This window comes from Duganella lactea, from assembly GCF_009857505.1.
GTDB lineage: Bacteria > Pseudomonadota > Gammaproteobacteria > Burkholderiales > Burkholderiaceae_D > Rugamonas > Rugamonas lactea.
In genome coordinates, this window is the sequence record NZ_WWCP01000003.1 from 123092 (window position 1) to 144529 (window position 21438).

At 64.3% G+C, this 21438-nt stretch carries 20 protein-coding genes; 15 read left to right on the forward strand and 5 right to left on the reverse strand.

Annotation, left to right across the window (positions count from 1 at the left end):
• The first annotated feature begins 18 nt into the window (after positions 1 to 18).
• Positions 19 to 1716, forward strand: coding sequence for a thiamine pyrophosphate-binding protein (locus GTP44_RS05135; RefSeq protein WP_161018587.1), 1698 nt, complete (start codon positions 19 to 21; stop codon positions 1714 to 1716).
• Here GTP44_RS05135 and GTP44_RS05140 read toward each other — a convergent pair.
• Both GTP44_RS05140 and GTP44_RS05145 read right to left on the reverse strand, forming a co-directional pair.
• The gene (locus GTP44_RS05140; protein ID WP_229256791.1) at positions 1711 to 2265 is read right to left on the reverse strand and encodes a hypothetical protein; all 555 of its coding nucleotides are present in this window, start codon (positions 2263 to 2265) and stop codon (positions 1711 to 1713) included. The two genes, GTP44_RS05135 and GTP44_RS05140, sit on opposite strands and share 6 nt — an antisense overlap.
• A 71-nt stretch (positions 2266 to 2336) precedes the next feature.
• Positions 2337 to 3413 (reverse strand): porin, encoded by a 1077-nt coding sequence (locus tag GTP44_RS05145; protein WP_160989499.1) that lies wholly within the window; start codon positions 3411 to 3413, stop codon positions 2337 to 2339.
• Positions 3414 to 4360: 947 nt separating this feature from the next.
• Between GTP44_RS05145 and GTP44_RS05150 the strand changes: the two genes are divergently transcribed.
• From GTP44_RS05150 to GTP44_RS05205, 13 genes are all read left to right on the forward strand, one after another.
• Positions 4361 to 5308, forward strand: coding sequence for a MerR family transcriptional regulator (locus tag GTP44_RS05150; protein WP_161018588.1), 948 nt, complete (start codon positions 4361 to 4363; stop codon positions 5306 to 5308).
• Between the two features lie 71 nt (positions 5309 to 5379).
• Positions 5380 to 6414: a signal recognition particle-docking protein FtsY gene (gene ftsY / locus GTP44_RS05155; RefSeq protein WP_161018589.1), complete on the forward strand. Its 1035-nt coding sequence runs from the start codon at positions 5380 to 5382 to the stop codon at positions 6412 to 6414.
• 13 nt (positions 6415 to 6427) lie between these two features.
• On the forward strand, positions 6428 to 7084 hold the full coding sequence (locus GTP44_RS05160; protein ID WP_161018661.1) for a cell division ATP-binding protein FtsE: 657 nt from the start codon (positions 6428 to 6430) through the stop codon (positions 7082 to 7084).
• Positions 7081 to 8001: a permease-like cell division protein FtsX gene (ftsX, locus tag GTP44_RS05165; RefSeq protein WP_161018590.1), complete on the forward strand. Its 921-nt coding sequence runs from the start codon at positions 7081 to 7083 to the stop codon at positions 7999 to 8001. The genes GTP44_RS05160 and ftsX overlap by 4 nt, the downstream gene beginning before the upstream one ends.
• A gap of 246 nt (positions 8002 to 8247) precedes the next feature.
• Positions 8248 to 9135, forward strand: a complete 888-nt coding sequence (gene rpoH, locus GTP44_RS05170) for an RNA polymerase sigma factor RpoH (RefSeq protein ID WP_371867146.1) — start codon at positions 8248 to 8250, stop codon at positions 9133 to 9135.
• Between the two features lie 182 nt (positions 9136 to 9317).
• Positions 9318 to 9770, forward strand: a complete 453-nt coding sequence (locus GTP44_RS05175) for a hypothetical protein (RefSeq protein WP_371867147.1) — start codon at positions 9318 to 9320, stop codon at positions 9768 to 9770.
• A gap of 9 nt (positions 9771 to 9779) precedes the next feature.
• A complete protein-coding gene (ggt, locus tag GTP44_RS05180) occupies positions 9780 to 11501 on the forward strand; it encodes a gamma-glutamyltransferase (protein ID WP_161018592.1) in 1722 nt (573 codons plus the stop codon).
• Between the two features lie 89 nt (positions 11502 to 11590).
• Positions 11591 to 12268 (forward strand): signal peptidase I, encoded by a 678-nt coding sequence (gene lepB / locus GTP44_RS05185; RefSeq protein WP_160989505.1) that lies wholly within the window; start codon positions 11591 to 11593, stop codon positions 12266 to 12268.
• A gap of 56 nt (positions 12269 to 12324) precedes the next feature.
• The gene (locus GTP44_RS05190) at positions 12325 to 13065 is read left to right on the forward strand and encodes an ABC transporter ATP-binding protein (RefSeq protein WP_161018593.1); all 741 of its coding nucleotides are present in this window, start codon (positions 12325 to 12327) and stop codon (positions 13063 to 13065) included.
• Positions 13062 to 15428, forward strand: a complete 2367-nt coding sequence (locus GTP44_RS05195; protein WP_161018594.1) for a CPBP family intramembrane glutamic endopeptidase — start codon at positions 13062 to 13064, stop codon at positions 15426 to 15428. The genes GTP44_RS05190 and GTP44_RS05195 overlap by 4 nt, the downstream gene beginning before the upstream one ends.
• 65 nt (positions 15429 to 15493) lie before the next feature.
• The gene (locus GTP44_RS27405; protein WP_229256792.1) at positions 15494 to 15814 is read left to right on the forward strand and encodes a hypothetical protein; all 321 of its coding nucleotides are present in this window, start codon (positions 15494 to 15496) and stop codon (positions 15812 to 15814) included.
• An 18-nt stretch (positions 15815 to 15832) separates the two neighbouring features.
• Positions 15833 to 16555: a DJ-1/PfpI family protein gene (locus tag GTP44_RS05200; protein WP_371867148.1), complete on the forward strand. Its 723-nt coding sequence runs from the start codon at positions 15833 to 15835 to the stop codon at positions 16553 to 16555.
• Entirely contained in the window at positions 16552 to 17577 is a 1026-nt protein-coding gene (locus GTP44_RS05205; RefSeq protein ID WP_161018595.1) for a GlxA family transcriptional regulator, read from the forward strand. The genes GTP44_RS05200 and GTP44_RS05205 overlap by 4 nt, the downstream gene beginning before the upstream one ends.
• Here the strand turns inward: GTP44_RS05205 and GTP44_RS05210 are convergent.
• A complete protein-coding gene (locus GTP44_RS05210; RefSeq protein WP_161018596.1) occupies positions 17549 to 17941 on the reverse strand; it encodes a RidA family protein in 393 nt (130 codons plus the stop codon). The genes GTP44_RS05205 and GTP44_RS05210 overlap by 29 nt on opposite strands.
• 102 nt (positions 17942 to 18043) lie before the next feature.
• Here GTP44_RS05210 and GTP44_RS05215 point away from each other — a divergent pair, with 102 nt between their 5' ends.
• A complete protein-coding gene (locus GTP44_RS05215; protein WP_161018597.1) occupies positions 18044 to 18946 on the forward strand; it encodes a LysR family transcriptional regulator in 903 nt (300 codons plus the stop codon).
• On the opposite strand, the gene GTP44_RS05220 is transcribed toward GTP44_RS05215, so the two are convergent.
• Positions 18934 to 19740, reverse strand: a complete 807-nt coding sequence (locus GTP44_RS05220; protein WP_161018598.1) for an NAD-dependent epimerase/dehydratase family protein — start codon at positions 19738 to 19740, stop codon at positions 18934 to 18936. The two genes, GTP44_RS05215 and GTP44_RS05220, sit on opposite strands and share 13 nt — an antisense overlap.
• A gap of 28 nt (positions 19741 to 19768) precedes the next feature.
• Positions 19769 to 21334, reverse strand: coding sequence for a galactarate dehydratase (gene garD, locus GTP44_RS05225; RefSeq protein ID WP_161018599.1), 1566 nt, complete (start codon positions 21332 to 21334; stop codon positions 19769 to 19771).
• Between the last annotated feature and the right edge of the window lie 104 nt (positions 21335 to 21438).

Consider the following 21438-nt stretch of genomic DNA (forward strand, 5'->3'; position numbering starts at 1 on the left):
CCCACGAGGCCCACAATAATGACGCAACCATCCCGCTCCGGCGGCCAGATCCTGGTCGATGCCCTGAAGATCCACGGCGTGGACACCGCTTTCGGCGTCCCCGGCGAAAGCTATCTGGACGTGCTCGACGCCCTGCACGACTCCGACATCCGCTTCATCATCAACCGCCAGGAAGGCGGCGCCGCCTTCATGGCCGACGCCTACGGCAAGATGACCGGCCAGCCGGGCATCTGCTTCGTCACCCGCGGGCCGGGCGCCACCAATGCCTCGATCGGCGTGCACACCGCGTTCCAGGACTCGACCCCGATGATTTTGTTCATCGGCCAGGTCGGCAGCGACTTCATCGACCGCGAAGCGTTCCAGGAAATCGACTACCGCCGCATGTATGGCCAGATGGCCAAGTGGGTGACGCAGATCGACCGCGCCGACCGCATTCCGGAATATATCGCGCGCGCCTTCCAGATCGCCACCAGCGGCCGGCCCGGCCCGGTGGTGCTGGCGCTGCCAGAGGACATGCTGACCACCCGTGCGGTGACGGCCGACACGCGCCGCTACCAGCCGGTGCAGGCCGCCCCCACCGACGCACAGATCGCCACCGTGCGCGCCATGCTGGCGACGGCGCGACGACCGCTGGTCCTGCTGGGCGGCGGCGGCTGGAACGAACCGGCCTGCGCCGACATCCAGCGCTTTGCCGAAGCCAACCACTTGCCGGTGTCCTGCGCCTTCCGCTTCCAGGATCTGCTGGACAATGACCACCCGCATTACATCGGCGACGTCGGCATCGGCATCAATCCGAAACTGGCGGCGCGCGTGCGCGAGGCCGATGTGATCCTGGCCATCGGCCCGCGCCTGGGCGAGATGACCACCAGCGGCTACGCCATCCTGCAAGCGCCGGTGCCGGCGCAGCGCCTGATCCATGTGCACGCGGATGCCGAGGAACTGGGCAGCGTCTACCAGGCCGAAGTGATGATCAACAGCGGCATGCCGCAGGTGGCGGCGATGCTGGCGGCGATGCCGCCGGTGGCGGCGTCGGCCTGGATGGGCAGCGTGGCAGCGGCGCGCGCCGAGTACGTGGCGTGGCAACAGCAGCCGGCCATCTTCCAGGACGGCAAGGCGCCGCTGGACTTGTGGCAGGTGATGCAACAGATTGAACAGCTGGCGCCGCACGACGTCATCATCACCAATGGCGCCGGCAATTATGCGACCTGGGCGCACCGCTTCCACCGCTACGGCGGCATGCGCACCCAACTGGCGCCGACCAGCGGCGCCATGGGCTACAGCGTACCGGCCGGCGTGGCGGCCAAGATCATCGATCCGTCGCGCACGGTGATCACCTTCGCCGGCGACGGCGAATACCTGATGAACGGCCAGGAGCTGGCCACGGCGGTGCAGTATCAGGCCGGCGTCATCATCATCGTGTTCAACAACGCGATGTTCGGCACCATCCGCATGCACCAGGAGCGCGAGTATCCGGGCCGGGTGTCCGGCACCACGCTGCACAATCCGGACTTTGCCGCGCTGGCCGTGGCCTACGGCGGCGCCGGCGAGGTGGTGACGGAGACGGCGCAGTTCGCGCCGGCGCTGCGGCGCGCGCTGAGCCACACGCGCGAAAAGCATCTGCCGGCGGTGATCGAGCTGCGCTACGACGGCAACCTGATCACGCCGGGCGCGACGCTGGAAACCATCCGCAACCACGCCGCCGCGGCCAAATCATAGGCCGGCGGTGCGGCTGGAGCCGCTGTCCTGCAGCGGCTTCTCCTCTTCATGCGGTTGTTCCGGCGGGGTTTTCGGCGCCGGACAAGCGCGGCAGGCGCTGGCCTTGCGACCATAGTCCGTCACCAGCGGCAGGCGCATCGGCAGCGAGTCATCGCCGCAGTAGCCACCGTCGAGCACAATGGCCCTGCCGCCATCCACCACTTTGGCGTTGACGGTGCGCTCGTCCTCGTCGGGCGGCTGCACCGTGAAATAAAACTGCTGGCCGCGCGGATCGATGGTCACGTCGTGGGCCACTACCGGCCAGCTCAAGCCGCCGGCGGTATATTCATACAAGACGGTATCGACTTCGGCAAAGCGCTGCAGCGTGATGCGCTGGCCACCGAACTCCCCGCTGTCCGGGTGAATGCACAAATCCGAATACACCAGCATGCCGTAGCGCGGCAGCGCGCCGGGCTTGCTCGGCGCACTCTTCTTCGGCGCCGCCAGTACGGCGCACGACGCCAGCAGAATGGCGCCGGCAACAACCACGCGTCGTGTCATCTTCATCATTACCGCTTTCAGAAAAGAACAACGGCTGCACAAGGCAGCCGTTGAAGTATCTAAACCTGACTAGTCAGAGATTAGAACGAGTGTTTTACGCCCACGTTGAAGGCTTTGTCGCCGGTGCCGGCGTCGGTGTTGTTACCAACGGTGTAGCCTGCGCCGTTTTTGTTTTTGATTTTAGCGTAAGCAACGTAGGTGCTGGTGCGTTTCGACAGCGCGTAGTTGTAGCCGATTGCCCATTGCGAAGCGTCACGGTTGAAGACTTCTTTGTCGTTCTTGTTGATGTACGACGCGGTCACGGTGCCGGCGGTGCCAACTGGTGCGCTGACGCCGATCAGGGCGTCGGTGCTGTCTTGCGAAGCAACGAATGGCACGGTGCTGAAGGCGGTCGCGGTGCTGTTCAGCGGAGCGCTGTTCAGGCCGGAATCTTTGCTGTAGGCGCCGAACACTTTAACCACTTGGAAGTCGTAGTTAGCAGCGATCAGGGTGTTGTGGCCCACGCCAGCGGTTTTCAGCGTCGAGGTGTCGTTGTTTTTCATGTTGTAAGCAACAGCAACGTTCAGCGGGCCGTTTTTGTAGGCCAGCGCGCCGCCAACTTGACGGGTTGCCGATGCGTCGCCAGCAACTTCGCCCAGGCTGTACGAAACGCTACCGGTGAAACCAGCCAGGTCAGGGGTTTTGTAGACAACGGCGTTGTCGTTGCGGGTCATGAAGCTGGCAACTGGGAACAGGTTTTTAGCGGTACCAGCCATGCCCATGGCGAATGGATCGCCAACGTCACGCAGGGTTTCGTAGTACGGGGTGTACTGACGGCCCAGGGTCAGGGTACCAGCGGTTTTCGACGACAGACCAACATAGGCTTCACGGTTGAACAGACGGTTGTTGTCGTTGTCCAGGGTGCCTTTGTCGATTTTCGCGCCGGTTTCCAGTTTGAAGATCGCGTTCAGACCACCGCCCAGATCTTCGGTGCCTTTGAAGCCGATACGCGATGCCGAGGCGGCGCCGCTGTTCAGCTGGGTGACATTGCCGTCTTTGCCGCCGCGGTCAGCAACGATGCCAGCATCCAGGATGCCGTAGATGGTGACGTTCGATTGAGCGAAAGCTGCGGAGCTGGTTGCTGCCAGTACGGCGATAGCGATAAGGGATTTTTTCATTACGTGTTTCCTTCAGTTGTGTTGCTGTAAAAATAAGCCAGTAGTACGGCGTGTTCGATGCTGCCCGGCTGATGCCATTTGTGCGTGAGGGCAAACTCCCCAGCTGCCACAGTGCAGTCCGCGATGGAACTGCGTCACTCGATGCGGCCGATGAATCTACGCCGGCTTGATCACAGCGCCCTCATGGAGCGCAGGACGCGGCAATGTACTGATGCCCGGAAATTTCGACAAGTGTAAAACCATTCATACTGAACAGTCTCGATGCCCGTCTGTTTTTCAAAGCAGCGGTATTTTACCGCATCGCAATATTTCCTGCCGATCAAGCGTACCAACAGTGTTTTCCCGCACGATGAACACGGATGTACCGCTTCTTCGTTGGACCAAGTAAAAATAGCTACATTGCTATTCGTGACGCCATTTTATACTGAAGCCGCACCATGTTCGCCTCGACCGAATGGTATTAAGCTAACAACTCCGGACTTTGTTCGGCGGTTTTATCCCGCCAAACAGGCCCGAAACCAACTTTGCTCCTAGTATTGCAGCTTTATTTATGTAGTAAATTTTGTCCAAAGCGCGAAAAGTTGCAGGGCATCACCGATTTGTAAGAAATTGCTACCTGTTGTATTGAGGAGACAAAATAGTGCAAATTCTTGCACAGCCGCACCTAATTGGTGCATGAAATTGATTCACCTCAAGCCGCGCGGCGGCGCTGACGCGACATTGGCACACCCTGTTGGCACGCAACGGAAACATTTTTGTCCACGACAACGATGGCTTTAAAAAGCGTTTGCACTAAATAGTTCTCCATGCCAAGAATGTGTCTTGGACAAGCTCGCGCGAGATGGGCGGTGGCGCGCACCCCAGCGCCGACAGGCGGTACTTTCAGGCTAAAAACGAATGTAGAATGCAGGTCGCCGTCGCACCCCACCCCGTGCCACCACTAGCTCATGACCAACACCGTTCCCTCACAAACCGTGCCCAGCACTATCAGCGACGTCGAGCGCGACACTGGCGTGGCCAAGGAGACGCTGCGCGTGTGGGAGCGCCGCTACGACTTCCCCCGGCCTTTACGCGATCCCAACGGCGAGCGCGTCTACCCCATCGAACAGGTACACAAGCTGCGGCTGGTGAAGCGGCTGATCGACCTCGGCTTCCGTCCGGGCAAAGTGATCCAGTACAGCGCCGCCGAACTGCAGGCGCTGAGCGGCAAGGCGGCCGGCAGCGGCCAGGACCCGGCGGCGCCAGCACCGGAACTGCAAGGCTATCTGGACTTGTGCAAGAGCCACCAAATGGAAGCGCTGCGCCGCAAGCTGTCGCAGGCACTGCTGATGATGGGGCTGAAGAGTTTCGTCACTGAACTGGTGGGCCCGCTGACCACGCTGGTGGGCGACGCCTGGGCCAGCGGCCAATTGGCCACGTTTGAAGAGCATCTATATACCGAGTCGCTGACAGTGGTGATGCGCAGCGCCATCTTCGCCATGCCACAGGCCAACGGCAACCACGTCAACGCGCCGCGCATCCTGCTGACCACGCTACCGCAGGAACGCCACGGCCTGGGCCTGCTGATGGCCGAGGCCATGTGTGTGGCCGAAGGCGCGCACTGCATTTCGCTGGGCGTGCAGACGCCGCTGTTGGACATCGTCGACGCCGCGCGCGTGCAACGGGTCGATATCATCGCGCTGTCGTTCTCGGTGGCGATGAATCCGCGCCAGGTGCTCGACGGCCTGGCCGAGCTGCAGGTCCGGCTGGCGGGCGCCGCCGAGCTGTGGGCCGGCGGCGGCAACGCCGCGCTGAAACGCCGCCGCCCGCCGTATGTGCGGGTGTTCGGACTGGCCGACGTGGCCGGCGCCATCGCCGCCTGGCGCGCACGCCACGCGGCGCTGGCGGTCGGCTGACGCTGGTCGCCTCAGGGCTCTGGTAAAATAAACCCATTCCCGTGCTGGCCAGCACCCCCAAACACTGATCCATGTTTAGCTTCTTCAAGAAAAAACCTGTCGCTCCCGAAGCGCCCGCGACCCCTGCCGTCGCCCCCACGCCCGCCCCGTCCGTCGCCCCATCGCCCGAGCTGGCCGAACTGCTGCCGATCGAAGAACCGGCGGAGAAAAAGCAATCGTGGATGGCGCGCCTGAAAGCCGGCCTGGCAAAAACCTCCAACAACCTGTCGGTGCTGTTCGTCGGCGCCAAGATCGACGACGCGCTGTACGACGAGCTGGAGGCGGCGCTGCTGATGTCCGACGCCGGCGTCGACGCCACCACCTATCTGCTCGACACGCTCAAGCGCCGGGTCAAGGAAGACAAGCTGCTCGACGCCGCCGCCGTCAAGGCCGCGCTGAAACAACTGCTGCTCGAACTGCTGACGCCGCTGGAACGGCCGTTTGAGCTGGGCCGCCACACGCCGACCGTGATGATGATCGCCGGCGTCAACGGCGCCGGCAAGACCACCACCATCGGCAAGCTGGCCAAGCACATGCAGACGCACGGCCAGTCGGTGCTGCTGGCCGCCGGCGACACCTTCCGCGCCGCCGCCCGCGAGCAGCTGATGGTCTGGGGCCAGCGCAACAACATCACCGTGATCTCGCAGGCCTCGGGCGACCCGGCCGCCGTGGCGTTCGACGCCGTGCAGTCCGGCAAGGCCAAGGGGCTCGACGTCGTCATGGTCGACACCGCCGGCCGCCTGCCGACCCAGCTGCACCTGATGGAGGAACTGAAAAAGGTCCAGCGCGTCCTCGGCAAGGGCATGGAGGGCGCACCGCACGAAACACTGCTGGTGATCGACGGTAATACCGGGCAAAATGCGCTGGCGCAAGTCAAAGCCTTCGACGACGCCCTCAAGCTGACCGGCCTGGTGATCACCAAGCTCGATGGCACGGCCAAGGGCGGCGTGCTGGCGGCGATCGCGCGCGTGCGTCCGGTGCCGGTGTACTTCATCGGCGTGGGCGAGAAAATCGACGACCTGCAGCCGTTTGTGGCCGCCGAATTTGTAGAAGCCCTGCTTGGATAATCTCCCGACCGCCATGATCGAATTCCGCAACGTCTCCAAACAATACACATCCGATGTGACGGCGCTGCGCGGCATCTCCTTCACCATTGAAAAAGGCGAACTGGTGTTCCTGGCCGGCCCCTCCGGCGCCGGCAAGTCCACGCTGATGAAGATGATCGCCGCCATGGAACGCCCCAGCAGCGGCCAGGTGATCGTCAACGGCCAGGATATTTCCCGCATCAAACCGGTGGCCGTGCCCTTCCTGCGGCGCAACCTCGGCCTGATCTTTCAACAACAACGGCTGCTGACCGACCGCAGCGTGCTGGCCAACGTCATGCTGCCGCTGCTGGTGACCGGCGCCTCCAAGACGCAGGCCGAGCAGCGCGCCCGCGCGGCGCTGGACAAAGTCGGCCTTGGCGACCGCGCCGGCGCCGAACCGCTGGCCCTGTCAGGCGGCGAGCAGCAGCGCGTGTCGATCGCGCGCGCCATCGTCAACCGCCCGCAAGTCATTCTGGCCGACGAGCCGACCGCCAACCTGGACCGCGCCAGCGCCAACAAAGTATTGGAGGCGCTGAAAGCCTTCAACTCGGTCGGCGTGACCTGCCTGATTTCCAGCCACGACGAGGTGATGCTGGACGCCGCCGCGCGCGTCATCCATCTGAACCACGGCCAACTGGAGGTGGCGGCATGACGTACTGGTTCCGCCAACACCGCTACGCCATGGCCGCGGCGCTGGTGCATCTGCGCCGCTCGCCGGGCGGCTTCCTGTTCAATATATTAGTGGTGGCGATCGCGCTGGCCCTGCCCTTCATGGGCGTGACCCTGCTGGACAATGTGCGGCCGATGTCGGAAACGCTGTCGGTCGATCCGGAAATCTCGGTGTTCCTCAAGCAGGACACGCCGCGCGAGCAGGCCGAGGCACTGGCGGTGCAGTTGCGCCAGACGGTGCACGACAAGCAGGCCAAGATCATCTTCACGCCGCGCGAAAAGGCGCTGGACAGCCTGAAAGACAAAAACGGCCTGGCCGACGTGCTGGCCACGCTGGGCGACAACCCGCTGCCGGACAGCTATGTGCTGAAGCTGGACGCCTTCCGCAACGCCCAGGCCGGCGGCGACGTCGACCAGTTGGCCGAGCAGATCCGCACGCTGCCGGGCGTCGACACGGTGCAGGTCGATTCGGCCTGGGTCAAGCGCCTGGCCGCGCTGATCAACATTCTGCGCCTGGCGCTGCTGCTGCTGGCGGCCACGCTGGGCACGGTGGTGGTGGCGGTGATCTTCAACACCATCCGCCTGCAGGTGCTGACCCAGCGCGAGGAAATCCTGGTCTCCAAGCTGATCGGCGCCACGGACAGCTTCATCCACCGGCCGTTTTACTACACCGGCGCGCTGCTGGGCCTGTGCGCCGGCGCGCTGGCGCTGGGCGCGGTGACGCTGGCGCTCGGCCCGCTGAACACCGCGATCGCCGAATTCGCCAGACTGTACGCGTCGGAATTCCAGCTGACGCCGCTACAACCGCTGATGCTGGTCGCGCTGCTGCTGCTGTCCGCCTCGCTCGGCCTGATCGGCGCCCGCCTGTCGGTCCGCCGCCATACCGCCCGCCTGAGCTAAGCATGCCGTTGCCGGTCCGTGCGTCCGCGCACGGACCGCGTCCGCGCGCGCGTCTACGCTAATTTTCATCGTTAAGCCGCTCCTAAGATCCATCACGCATCCTAAACATAACGGGACTCCCGATAGTGTTTTTACTATCAGGTCCATTAATTTAGGGTGATTGGCACTCATCGACAGAGAGTGCTAATATATGTACCAGAGAGTACATGAGTGCTCATAAGCAATCTTCAAGCGAAGGAAACGAAAATGACTATGATGTCCGTGGTACCTGCGAAAAACAGTGCTCTGGGACTCGGGTTTAGTGGCAGCCTGGGCAACCTGGATGCCTACATTTCGGCCGTCAATCGCCTGCCGATGCTGACGCACGACGAAGAAATTTCCCTGGCCAAACGCCTCAAGGAACAAGCCGACCTGGGCGCCGCCGAGCGTCTGGTGATGTCCCACCTGCGCCTGGTGGTGTCGATTGCGCGCGGTTATCTGGGTTATGGCCTGCCGCATGGCGACCTGATCCAGGAAGGCAATATCGGCCTGATGAAGGCGGTCAAGCGTTTCGACCCGGATCAGGGCGTGCGCCTGGTGTCCTATGCGATGCACTGGATCAAGGCCGAGATGCATGAATACATCCTGAAGAACTGGCGCCTGGTCAAAGTGGCCACCACCAAGGCCCAGCGCAAGCTGTTCTTCAACCTGCGCAGCCACAAGACCGGGCTGGACGCGATGACGCCGACCCAGATCGACCAACTGGCCAAGACGCTGGACGTCAAGCGCGAGGAAGTGATCGAGATGGAAACGCGCCTGAGCGGCCGTGACATCGCGCTGGAATCGCCGACCGATGACGAAGACGACAAGTTCGCGCCCATCGCCTACCTGTCGTCCGAAGCCTCGGAGCCGACCCGCGTGCTGGAAGCCGAACAGGTGACCCGCCTGCAGTCGCAAGGCCTGGAAGAAGCGCTTGGCAAGCTGGACCCACGTTCGCGCCGCATCATCGAAGCGCGCTGGCTGGCCAACGACGACGGTTCCGGCGCCACGCTGCACACGCTGGCAGATGAGTTCGGCGTATCGGCCGAGCGTATCCGCCAGATCGAAGCGGCGGCGCTGAAAAAAATGAAGGGCGCGCTGGCCGCCTACGTGTAAGCCATCTTCGCCCTCCCGGAATGCCGCCGGCGCCTGCGCCGGCGGCATTTTTTTTACCACCTGTTTGCGCTAGCGCTGACTGCGTGCCGTTCGTGCGCCGCGCGCATGGTCTTTTTGCTAAGCTTGCCTTAAATTGAAGCAAGAGGCTCACCATGAAAAAAACAATATTACGGCAGCTATTCGTGCTGCCTTTGCTCGTGGCCGTCATGGCCGCGCTGCATGCCTGTGGCTCCGCCAACAAAGTCCGCCCGCCGCCGGCGCCGTTCACCACCATCTATGTGCTGACCCCGGGCGCCAGCGCGACCATCGGCCCGGCCGCCGCCGGCGGCATGGCCGGCGTCGCCCAGGCCGCGCCGCTGGTGCGGCTGGAGCGCGTCAACGACAGCCGCTGCCGCGCCGGCTCGGTGTGCGTCTGGGCTGGCTACATCAGCTTCAGCTTCACGCTGCACCAAGCGGACGGCACGGTCAGCAGCTTCGTGCTGTCGGACAATATGCCGAATGGCGTCGCCACCGTCCAGCGCGCCGGGCTGACGTTCACACTGGCCGGTTACGAGCCGAAAGCGTTGCCGGCAAAAACCGAGGCGCCGCCGGATTATCGGGTAAGCTTAAAGGTGAGCAACATTAACCCACCTTGAACCTTGCCCATGACCGCCACCGCACGCACCGTTCTCGTCTCCTCCATCATCCTCTCCCTGGCACTGCCCGCCGCCGCCAAGACCCCGGTCGCCACCGGCACCGGCGGCGCCGTGGCCACCATCAGCGAACCGGCCTCGCGGGCCGCCATGACCATCTTGAACCAGGGCGGCAACGCGGTCGATGCGGCGGTGGCGGCGGCCGCCACGCTGGGCGTGACCGATCCGTTCAGCTGCGGCATCGGCGGCGGCGGTTTCATGGTGATCTACCTGGCCAAGGACAAGCGCGTGATCGCCATTGACCACCGCGAAACGGCGCCGGCCAGCGTCACGCCGAGCGTGTTTCTGCAGAACGGCAAGGAGATGGACTTCGACCAGGTGGTCGCCAGCGGCCGCTCGGTCGGCGTGCCGGGCACGGTGCGTGGCTGGCACGAGGCGCTGGACCGCTACGGCTCGATGTCCTTCAGACAGGTGCTGGCGCCGGCCATCGATGTCGCCAGCAAGGGCTTCAAGGTCAACGATAATTTCTCGCGCCTGCTGCGGGAGAACGAAACCAAGTTCGCGCAATTTCCCGCCACCGCCGCGCTGTATCTGAAGAATGGCAAGGCCATCGCCGCCGGCACCACGCTGCGCAATCCGGACCTGGCCAAGGCCTACCGCGCACTGGCGGCCGGCGGCGTCAAGGTGTTCTACACCGGCCCGATGGCGCGCGCGCTGGTCGACGCGGTCAACCGCAACGGCGGCGCCATCACGCTGGCCGATTTGTCCAACTACGAAGCGCGCCTGCGCCAGCCGGTGCACAGCACCTATCGCGGCTACGACCTGTACGGCATGCCCTTGCCGAGCAGCGGCGGCATCGCCGTGGCGCAGGCGCTCAACATCCTCGAAGGCTACGACCTCAAATCCATGCCGCGCGCCCGCGCCGAGCATCTGTATCTGGAAGCGAGCCGCCTCGCCTTCGCCGACCGCAACGCCTATCTGGCCGATCCCGAATATGTGGAGGCGCCGGTGGCCGGCCTGCTGAGCAAGGAATACGCGGCGCGGCGCCGCGAGCTGATCAATCCCTCGCAAGCCAGCACACACGCGCCGGCCGGTGATCCGTATCCATTCCAGAACGACGTCAGCGTGCCGCTGCGTCCCAACGCCAACAAGCTCATCGCGGAAGGCGCGCACACCACCCACCTGACCGTGTCCGACCAGGACGGCAACATCGTCTCCTACACCTACACGATTGAATCCTGGGGCGGCAGCGGCATCGTGGTGCCGGGCTACGGCTTCCTGCTGAATAACGAGATGACCGACTTCGACTTTTCCGGCCCGGCGCCGAACGTGCCGGAAGCCGGCAAGCGGCCGCGCAGCAGCATGGCGCCGACTCTCGCCTTCAAGAACGGCAAGCCGGCCTTCTCGATTGGCAGCCCCGGTGGCGCGACCATCATCACCACCGTGCTGCAGACCATCTTCAACTACGTCGACTTGGGCATGTCGATGCCCGATGCGCTGAACGCGCCGCGACTGTCGGAACGCAACGGCATGGTCACCGATGTGGAACCGGGCTTCCCGGACAGCGCGCAGGCCAGGGCGCTGGAAAAAACCGGCCAGCGCTGGAGCAAGACGCCAGAAGAAATCGGCGCCGCCAACGCGCTGGTGTTCCATCCCGACGGCACGGTGAGCGCCGTCAGCGAAGCCCGCCGCCATGGTGCCGGCAGCGCGCTGGTGCAGAAAAGCGCGCACTAGCAGCTCCGCCGCTAAGCCGTGGTTAAGAATCTGACCACACTATGGATACACGCCAACAGGCGTGAAAACCACTTACCGGAAACCTGATCATGATGAACTGGCTGCGCACCAACAAAAGCTTCCTGATGTTCCTGGCGCTGTTCGGCATCTTCCGCACAGCGGTCGCCGACTGGAATCCGATTCCGTCGGCCTCCATGCATCCCAACCTGCTGGAGGGCGACGTGGTGTTCGTCAACCGCCTGGCCTACAACGTCAAAGTGCCGCTGACCGACATCGTCATCAGCCCGACCGGCGAGCCGCAGCGCGGCGACATCGTCACGTTTTCCTCGCCGGTCAATGGCATGCGGCTGATCAAGCGCGTGATCGCCCTGCCCGGCGACCGCGTCGAGATGCATAACGAGCAGCTGCGCATCAACGGCCAGCCGGCCGGCTACACGGCGCTCGGCCATGGCACCGAGAACATTCGCGGCGTCGGCGACCTGGCCACCGTGCGCGTCGATGAACAGCTGGGCGATGCCCGTCACGCCGTACAGTTCCTGCCGCAGTTGCAGGCGCGCCGCGATTTCGGCCCGATCGTGGTGCCGCCCGGCCAGTACATGATGTTGGGCGATAACCGCGACAACAGCGAAGACTCGCGCTACATCGGCATGGTGCCGCGCGCGCTGCTGATCGGCCGCGCCGAGCGCGTGCTGGCCTCGGCCGACATCACCGGCAACTGGATGCCGCGCACCGAGCGTTTCGGCATGAGTCTCTATCCCAGGGAGTAGGCGCGCCGGCGGTGTTATGATGGCGTGATAATTTCACAACATTGCCGGTGTCCCTCATGATCGAGTTTCAAGGCCTGTCCAAAGTCTACGGCAGCTTCCACGCCGTCAAACCGCTGACGCTGACCGTGCGGCGCGGCGAAGTGTTCGGCTTCCTCGGCCCCAACGGCGCCGGCAAGACCACCACCATCCGCATGATGATGGGCATTCTGGTGCCCAGCGGCGGCCAGGTGTTGATCGACGGCCTCGATTGCCACACCGAGCCGGCCGAAGTGAAACGGCGCGTCGGCTACCTGCCCGACACACCGGTCTTCTACGACTACCTGCGCGGCCGCGAGATCCTGCAATTCGTCGGCGAGATGCACGGCTTTTCGCGCGCCGAGGCGGCGCGGCGCGGCGCGCGGTTGCTGACCGAATTCGGCCTGGACGAAGCGGGCGAGGATTACGCCGTCAACTACTCACTGGGCATGAAGAAGCGCCTCGGCCTGGCCTGCGCGCTGATTCACGATCCGGCGGTGCTGATCCTCGATGAGCCGATCAACGGCCTCGATCCGCGCGCCTCGCGCGAGGTGCAGGAGCGCCTGCTGGCGGCGGCCGCGCGCGGCGTCACCATCTTTGTCTCGACCCACCTGCTGGACATGGCAGAAAGGCTGTGCGACCGGGTCGGCATCATCCATCGCGGCGACCTGGTGGCCACCGGCACGCTGGACCAAATCCGCGCCGACGCCTCGGCCACCGGCTCACTGGAAGACGTATTCCTGAAGATCACCGGCGAAGCGGCGGAAGAGACGGCGCAATGACCGCGCTGCGCACCATCTGGCTGATGACGCGCATGCGCCTGACGCGCCAGCGCAATGTGCTGTTCAATAACCTGTTCCGCTTCAAACGGAAGAAGGCGCGCGACACCACCGGCGGCAAGCGCAGTAGCCTGTGGATACTGTCGCTGATGATGATGGTGGTGATGTGCGTGTCGTTCGCCGGCATGGCCAACAACGCGGTGCTGAACATGCAGTGCCACCTCGACCCGGCCAGCGAATGCCGCTACATCGACAAACAGGGCGAGCACCACAACGACATGCACACGGCGACCGAGGAACTGCTCACCGCGCCCTTCGCGTCACCACTGATGCACGGTCTGACGATGGAAGTCTCCGTGCTGTTCCTGCTCGCCGTGCTGATGCCGTTGGGGAGCAAGGAAATGGCGCAGCCGGACTGGGATCTGGAATGGCTGGTGACGTTGCCGGTCGAGCGCGGCGTACTGCTGTGGGGCCGGGTGCTGGAACGCAGCGTCAGCAACCTCCCCGGCTGGTTCGCGCTGCTACCGGCCTACGGCGTGATCGCCTTTTACTCCGGCCACGCCTGGTTTGCGCTGCCGATCGCGCTGTTGGCGACCGTACTGCTGCTGATGCCTGCGGCGCTGCTCTACACGCTGGCCGACACCGGCCTGCGCATGTGGCTACCCGGGTCGCAGTTGCGCAACCTGCAGGCGCTGACTGGTTTGCTCAACCTGCCGCTGATTTACTTCGTCATGGCGCTCGGCATGCCGGCCGCGAATGGCTTCGTGATGAACTGGGCGCGCACGTTTCCATCGTGGTTCAACTGGACCCCGCCCGGCCTGACGCTGCAGGCGCTGCAGGCGCGCGAGGCCTCGCAATGCGCGGTGCTGGTGGCGCTGCTGCTGGCGCAGGTGGCGCTGCTGATGTGGGCCGGCATGGCGCTGCTGCGCTACCAGTTGCGCCATGGCGTGGTCAATTCCGGCGCGCGCGAAAGCGCACGCGGGCCCGTCCGGCCGCCTGCGCTGGCCGGCGCGGCCGCGTCGCGCACGCCGCTGGCGCTGCTGTCGAACGCGGTCGGCGCCATCCTGACGCCGCTGCAGCGGCGCGAGCTACGCTTGCTGAGCCGCGACCGCAACTTCCTGTTCCAGACGCTGCTGCTACCGATCATCATCATCGTCAGCCAGATGGTCTTCAACGGCAAGCTCAATAGCCTGGAGGAGCTGGGCGAGCACCACACGCTGGCGGCCTCGATCGCCTTCGGTCTCGGCGTCTACGTGCTGATGCTGTCTGCCTTCCAGACACTGAACAACGAAGGCAACGTCCTGTGGCTGCTGTACACGGTGCCGCGCTCGATCGAAAGCGCGTTGAAGGAAAAGGCCAAACTGTGGGGCGTGCTGACCATGGCCTATCCCGTCGTGGTGCTGGGTATCACCGCCTGGTACACCGAGCGGTTTGAATGGCATATGCTGGCGCTGGTCCTGCTGGTGGTGGCCGGCATTCCGATCTACTCGATGATCGCGGTCTCGCTGGGCGTATTCGCCTGCGACCCGCTGGCGGTGGACACGCGCAACCGCGTGCGGCCGACCTACGTGTACCTGTACATGCTGCTGGCTAGCTTCTACACCTACTGCATCTACACCAGCGTGTGGTCGCAGAAGCTGGTGGTGATGGTGCTGACCGCCTCGATGGCGCTGGCGCTTTGGCAGAAGGCGCGCGACGCCCTGCCCTACCTGCTCGATCCCGCCGCCGCGCCGCCGGCGCGCGTATCGGCGGCGGACGGCCTGATCGCCGCCACCACCTTTTTCATCCTGCAAGCGCTGGTACTGCTCACGGCGCCCACGGTCACTCCGCAACGCGTCACCATCGCCTTCGGCCTTTCCGGGCTGACGGTGTACCTGCTGATGCGGCTGATGTACTGGCGCAGCAAGGCGGCCGGCGTACCGGTGATCCTGCGCGGCACCAGCCTGGGGCTCTCGCTGCGCACCGCCGCCATCGGCGCCGCCGTCGCCTGCGCGTGCGGCGTCGCCTACCTGATCGCCCTGCAGCATTCGTCGCTGTGGACCGAAGTGCTGAAGTCCGCGCCGACGCTGAAAGGCGGCAGCCTGTGGCTCTTCGCGCTGGTCGTGGTGGCGGCGCCGCTGTGCGAAGAATTCATCTTCCGCGGCTTGATCTACGGCGGCTTGCGGCGCTCGATGAACGCGCCGCAGGCAATGCTGATGAGCGCCGCCATCTTCGCGGTGGTGCACCCGCCGCTATCGATGCTGCCGGTGTTCATCCTCGGCCTGTGCACCGCATGGACCTATGAACGCAGCAAAACCCTGCTGGCGCCGATGCTGGTCCATGCGATCTATAACGCCTTGGTGCTAACGGCGCATTACTGGCTCTGACGACGTGGCGGGAATTGACTGTTTTATGTCATTCCGCCGCACAGCCGGCGGCCGATAATGGCCGCATGCGACGACTCCTCCCCCTCCTTTTACTCTGCCGCCTCGCCACCGCTGGCGAGATTCCCAACTATCAGAACCCGCATGGCCGCGCCCAGCCGGTCATCGCGGTCGTCGGCTACAACGCCGGCACCGAGCTGACTGACTTTGCTATTCCCTACGGCGTGCTGGCGCGCTCCGGCGCGGCGCAAGTGCTGGCGGTGGCCACGCAGGACGGCGTATTGACCATGCGGCCCGCATTGCGCATCCAGCCGCAGGACACCATCGCGGGATTTGACCGCCGCTTCCCCGATGGCGCCGATTACGTCATCGTGTCCGCCGTCGGCTAGCCGGATGACAGCGCGCTGGTGGCGTGGATCGCGGCGCAAAGCGCCAAGGGCGCGACCATCGTCAGCATTTGCGATGGCGCGCTGGTGGTGGCCAACGCCGGCTTGTTCAAAGGCCGCCGCGCCACCGCCCACTGGGCCACCGGCGCCTATCGCAAAGAACACTATCCGGATACCGAATGGCTGACCAACGTGCGTTATATCGCCGACAGCCGCGTGATCTCCAGCGCCGGCGTCAGCGCCGCCATGCCGACCGCGCTCGCGCTGGTCGAGGCCATCGCCGGCCATGAGCGCGCAGCGTCGGTCGCGCGCGAAATCGGCGTCAGCGACTGGAGCAGCAAACACGATAGCGATGTATTCCAGCCACGGCTGGGCGTCAATCTCGGCGCCTATATCACCGCCTATACCAATCAATGGTTCCACGCGCCGGACCGCATCGGCGTGGCACTGACACCGAACCTGGACGAGATCACACTGGCCTTCACGGCGGATGCCTGGGCGCGCTCCAAGCGCAGCAAGGTGTACACGGTTGCCGACAGCGCCGCTCCGGTAGTCTCCCGCTCTGGCCTGGTCTTCCTGGCCGATTACACGCAAGCCGGCGCCGACGCACCACAGGTGCTGCCGCCGATTGCCGGCCTGCCCGGACAAGCGCTGAACCGCACGCTGGAAGGCATTGCGCGGCGCTATGGGCATCGCACCGCCTTCCTCGTCGCGCTGGAATTCGAGTATCCTTCCTATCGATGAATGCCCACCCGACCCTGCGCGTTGTCCTGCTGGCCTACGACGACATGAACCTGCTGGACCTGAGCGGTCCGTTGCAGGCACTGGCGACCGCCAGCAAGCGTCACAGCAGCGAGGCCGAGCCGCTGTATGAAATCGTCGTCGCTTCCGCAGACGGTGGCCTGATCACCACCAGCGCGGGCCTGGCTGTGATGACGGCCTCCATCGCTTCGCTGAATGCGCTGCCGATCGACACCCTGATAGCGCCGGGCGGCTGCAAGGGACAGGAATTCTATGCGCCGCCGGCGCTGGTCAACTGGATCGTCAAGCAGGCACCCCGCGTCCGCAGGCTGTGCTCCGTGTGCACCGGCGCCTTCCTGCTGGCGGCAGCCGGACAACTGCAAGGCAAGCGCGCCGCAACGCATTGGGAATGGGCGGACCGTCTACGGAAGCTCCACCCGAAAATCGACATCGACGCCGACAAAATCTTCGTCAAGGATGGTTCGGTATGGACCTCGGCCGGCGTTAGCGCCGGCATCGACCTAGCGTTGGCGCTGATCGAGGAAGATTACGGCCATCACGTGGCCATCGAGACCGCGCGGCAGATGGTGATGTTCATCAAACGCTCCGGCGGCCAATCGCAATTCAGCGTGCCGCTAGCGGCGCAATCACGGGAAGGCGGTCGCTTCGACGAGCTGCACACCTGGGTCGCGGCCAACCTGCATGAAATCCTGACGGTCGAGCGGCTGGCCGAACAAGCCGGCATGACGCCACGTACCTTCGCCCGCAGCTACGCCAGCCAACTGGGACGCACACCGGCAAAGATGGTAGAAGCGATGCGGCTGGAAGCCGCCTGCCGCGCGCTGGAAAAGACCACGCTGCCGCTGAAAACCATCGCGGCCAACACCGGCTATGTGGAAGAGCAGAATCTGCGGCGCGTATTCCAGCGCCAGTTGGGCGTCAGTCCGGGACAGTACCGCAGCCGCTTCTCCGGCCACGGCACGCCGCCAGATACTTTCAGTCCTTCAAAGCCGCGATCACTTTGATCTCGAAGTCGAAGCCGTACAGCCAGGTGACGCCCACGCCGGTCAGCGTGGGATGCGGCGCCTCACCCCAGAACTCCTGCACGATGGGCCATGCGCTCTCGAAGATATTGGCAGGATCGACCATAAACACGGTCACGTCGATCACATCATCGAAGGTCAGGCCCGCCTCCGCCAGGATCGCGTTCAGGTTCTGGAACGCCAGCCGCACCTGCGCTTCCAGCTCGGGTTCCGGCGAACCATCCGGCCGGCTGCCCACCTGGCCGGAGACAAACAGCAGGCCATTGGAACGAATCGCCGGCGAATAACGGTTGCGCTCATACAGCGCCTGGCGGCCCGGTGGAAAAACAACGTCGCGTACAGTCATGGTGAAGTCCTTTTTGAAGTGATGCGGCCACTTTAAAAGGCCTGCGCCGCCCGATCAACGCGCAAGACGTACAATGACTGTTTGCCATTCCCGCACAATCCCATGGACCGATTCGACACCCTGCTGGCCTTCGTGCGCGTAGTGGAAGCCGGCAGCTTCACCAAGGCCGCGCAGACGCTGCACATGAGCAAGACCACCGTATCGCAACTGGTGCGGCAACTGGAAGCGCGCTTGCAGGTCAAGCTCCTCCACCGCACCACGCGCCAGGTGAAGGTGACGCCCGAAGGCGCGGCCTACTACGACCGCGTGGCTCGCCTGCTGGGTGACCTGCAGGATGCGGACGACGTGCTGGCCGGCGACCTGGCGGCGCCGCGCGGCCGCCTGCGCATCGACGTCCCCAGCCCGTTCGCGCGCCTGATCCTGATGCCAGCGCTACCCGGTTTCCATCAACGCTATCCGGACATTCAGATCGTCATGGGTGTCAGCGACCGCAATGTGGATGTCATCGGCGAGAACGTCGATTGCGTGATTCGCGGCGGTGAAATCACCGTGCCGTCGCTGGTGGCGCGGCGCGTGGCGGACCTGCGGCTGGGCGTCTACGCGGCGCCGGACTATCTGCGCGCGCACGGCACGCCGGCGCATCCGGCCGAACTGGATCAGGAACCGCACCACATCGTCGGCTATCTGCGTTCGAGCAGCGGCAGCATCGCGCCGATCAAATTGCGGCGCGGGGAGGAAGAGGTGGAAGTTAACGGCCGCTACGTCGTCGCGGCGGACGACGGCAATGCCTATGTCGCCGCCGGCGTGGCCGGCATGGGCGTGTTGTGCGCACCGCGCTACATGGCGGGGCCGCATGTAAAAAAGGGCGAGCTCACTCCCCTGTTCGAAGAGTGGCAGCTCGCCCCCATGCCTTTATATCTCGCCTATCCGCAGAATCGTCACGTCAGCGCCAGGCTGCGCGTGTTCATGCGGTGGATAGACGAACTGGCGTCTCAATCCTTGTAGCGCATTTCGGCCAGCGCGAACGCGCCGCCGTGGTAGGTCACCGTGGCGTTCTTGTCCGGGTAGTCGCCGCTGTCCGGGAACAGGTGGTCGAACTGCGACGAGCTGTCTTTCGGCTTGTAGCCCAGGTGCGACGCCTTGCTGTTGTCCCACCAGGCCACGTCGTTGTTGGACATGCCGAATAACACGGTGAAGCCGACGCGCGTGGCGAACAGCGAACGGCGCAGCGCTTCCACCAGGTCGTCGTAGCTCAGCCACGTGACCATCATGCGGCGGTCCTTCGGTTCCGGGAACGAGGAGCCGATGCGCAGGCTCACGGTTTCCAGGCCGGTGCGGTCCCAGTAGTAGCTGGCCAACTGCTCGCCGAAGCATTTGCTGACGCCGTAGAACGAATCCGGACGGGTCGGCGCGGTGGCATCGATGTAGTCGGTGTTGCGGTAAAAACCCACCGTGTGGTTCGAGCTGGCGAACACGATGCGTTTGACGCCTTGCTTGTGCGCCGCCTCGTAGACGTTGGCGGTGCCCAGGATATTGGCGTGCATGATGTTTTCAAAGGTGTTCTCGGTCGAGATGCCGCCGAAGTGCAGCACCGCGTCCACGCCTTCCATCATCCGCATGACGGCGGCCTTGTCGGCCAGGTCGCACTGGACGATTTCCTCGCCCTCGCGCGCTTCGCCCATGTCGGCGATATCCGACAGCACCACCACATCCGCCCAAGGCTTGATGTGGTCGCGCAGAACTTTACCGAGGCCGCCGGCGGCGCCGGTCAGCAGCAGTCGTTTGAATGGCTTGCTCATGTTATCTCCGTTGTTGATTATCTTGAGCTTACGTCACTGGGGCCGGATTGAACAGAACGAGCGCGTTATGCAGCTTCCATTTTTCTGCCCAGGTTTCCTTGCCGCTGGCGACATCGAGCAGCATGTGGAACATCTCCCAGCCCACTTCCGCGATGGTGGCCTCGCCGCTGGCGATGCGGCCGGCGTTGATGTCCATCAGATCGTGCCAGCGGTTGGCCAGATCGTTGCGGGTGGCGACTTTAATCACCGGCACCTCGGCCAGGCCGTAGGGCGTGCCGCGACCGGTGGTGAAAATATGCACGTTCATGCCGGCCGCCAGTTGCAGTGTGCCGCAAATGAAATCGCTGGCCGGCGTGGCGGCGTAGATCAGGCCTTTCTGCGTCAGCTTCTCGCCTGGCGACAGCACGCCCGAAATCGGCGCGCTGCCCGACTTGACGATCGAGCCCATGGCCTTCTCGACGATGTTCGACAAACCGCCCTTCTTGTTGCCCGGCGTGGTGTTAGCGCTGCGGTCAACGCCACCGCGGGTCAGGTATTCGTCGTACCAGGCCATCTCGCGGATCATGGCGTCGGCCACTTCCGGCGTGGTTGCGCGCGAGGTCAGTTGGTCGATGCCGTCGCGCACTTCGGTCACTTCCGAGAACATCACGGTGGCGCCGGCGCGCACCAGCAGGTCGGTGGCAAAGCCCACCGCAGGATTCGCGGTGACGCCGGAGAAGGCGTCGCTGCCGCCACATTGCACGCCCACCACCAGCTCCGAGGCCGGCACGGTTTCGCGCTGGCGCTTGTTCAGCTCAGCGAGGTTTTTCTCGGCCTGCTTCATGATCGATTCGATCATCGACATGAAGCCGACGTGCTGCGCGTCCTGCAGACAGACCAGGCCCGGATCGGCGCCGCCGGCGTTCTGGATCGGGATCGAGCCTTTCGGGAACAGGCGCGTCGGCTGCAGCTTCTCGCAGCCCAGGCTGACCACCATGGCCTGGCCGCCGAAGTTCGGATTGAGCGCGATATTGCGGATGGTGCGGATCGGAATCGGCGCGCCCGGCGCATCGATCGCCACGCCGCAGCCGTAGGTGTGCTCCAGGCCCACCACGTCGTCGACGTTGGGGTATTTCGGCAGCAGTTCTTGCTTGATGCGCTCGACGGCGAATTCCACCACGCCCGACACGCACTGCACGGTGGTGGTGATGGCCAGGATGTTGCGCGTGCCAACGCTGCCGTCCGGATTGCGATAGCCCTGGAAGGTGTAGCCGTCCAGCGGCTCCATTGGCGGCGGCTTGACGGTGGCGATCGGCAGGCCGTCCAGCTCGCGCGCGGCCGGCATCGCGACATTGTGCTCGGCCAGCCAGCTGCCGGCCGGCAGGTCGTGCGTGGCAAAGCCGATGGTCACGTTGTAACGGATCACGCGGTCGCCGGACTTCAGGTCGCGCAGCGCCACCTTGTGGCCTTGCGGGATCGCTTCCAGCAGGGTCAAACCATTCGGAAACACGGCGCCGGCCGGCAGGCCGCCGTCGTTGACGACAATCGCGACATTATCGTTGTCGTGCATGAGGATGTAGCGCGGCGTATGGTTGGCGCTCGTCGGAGTTGTCATCTAGAATTCCTACGTTGTTTTTTGGTCTCTTAAAGTGGTCTGACCACTTCTGTTATAGGTCGGCCGACTTCAGGTTGTGGTCTGCACGCCACAGCCTGAAAACC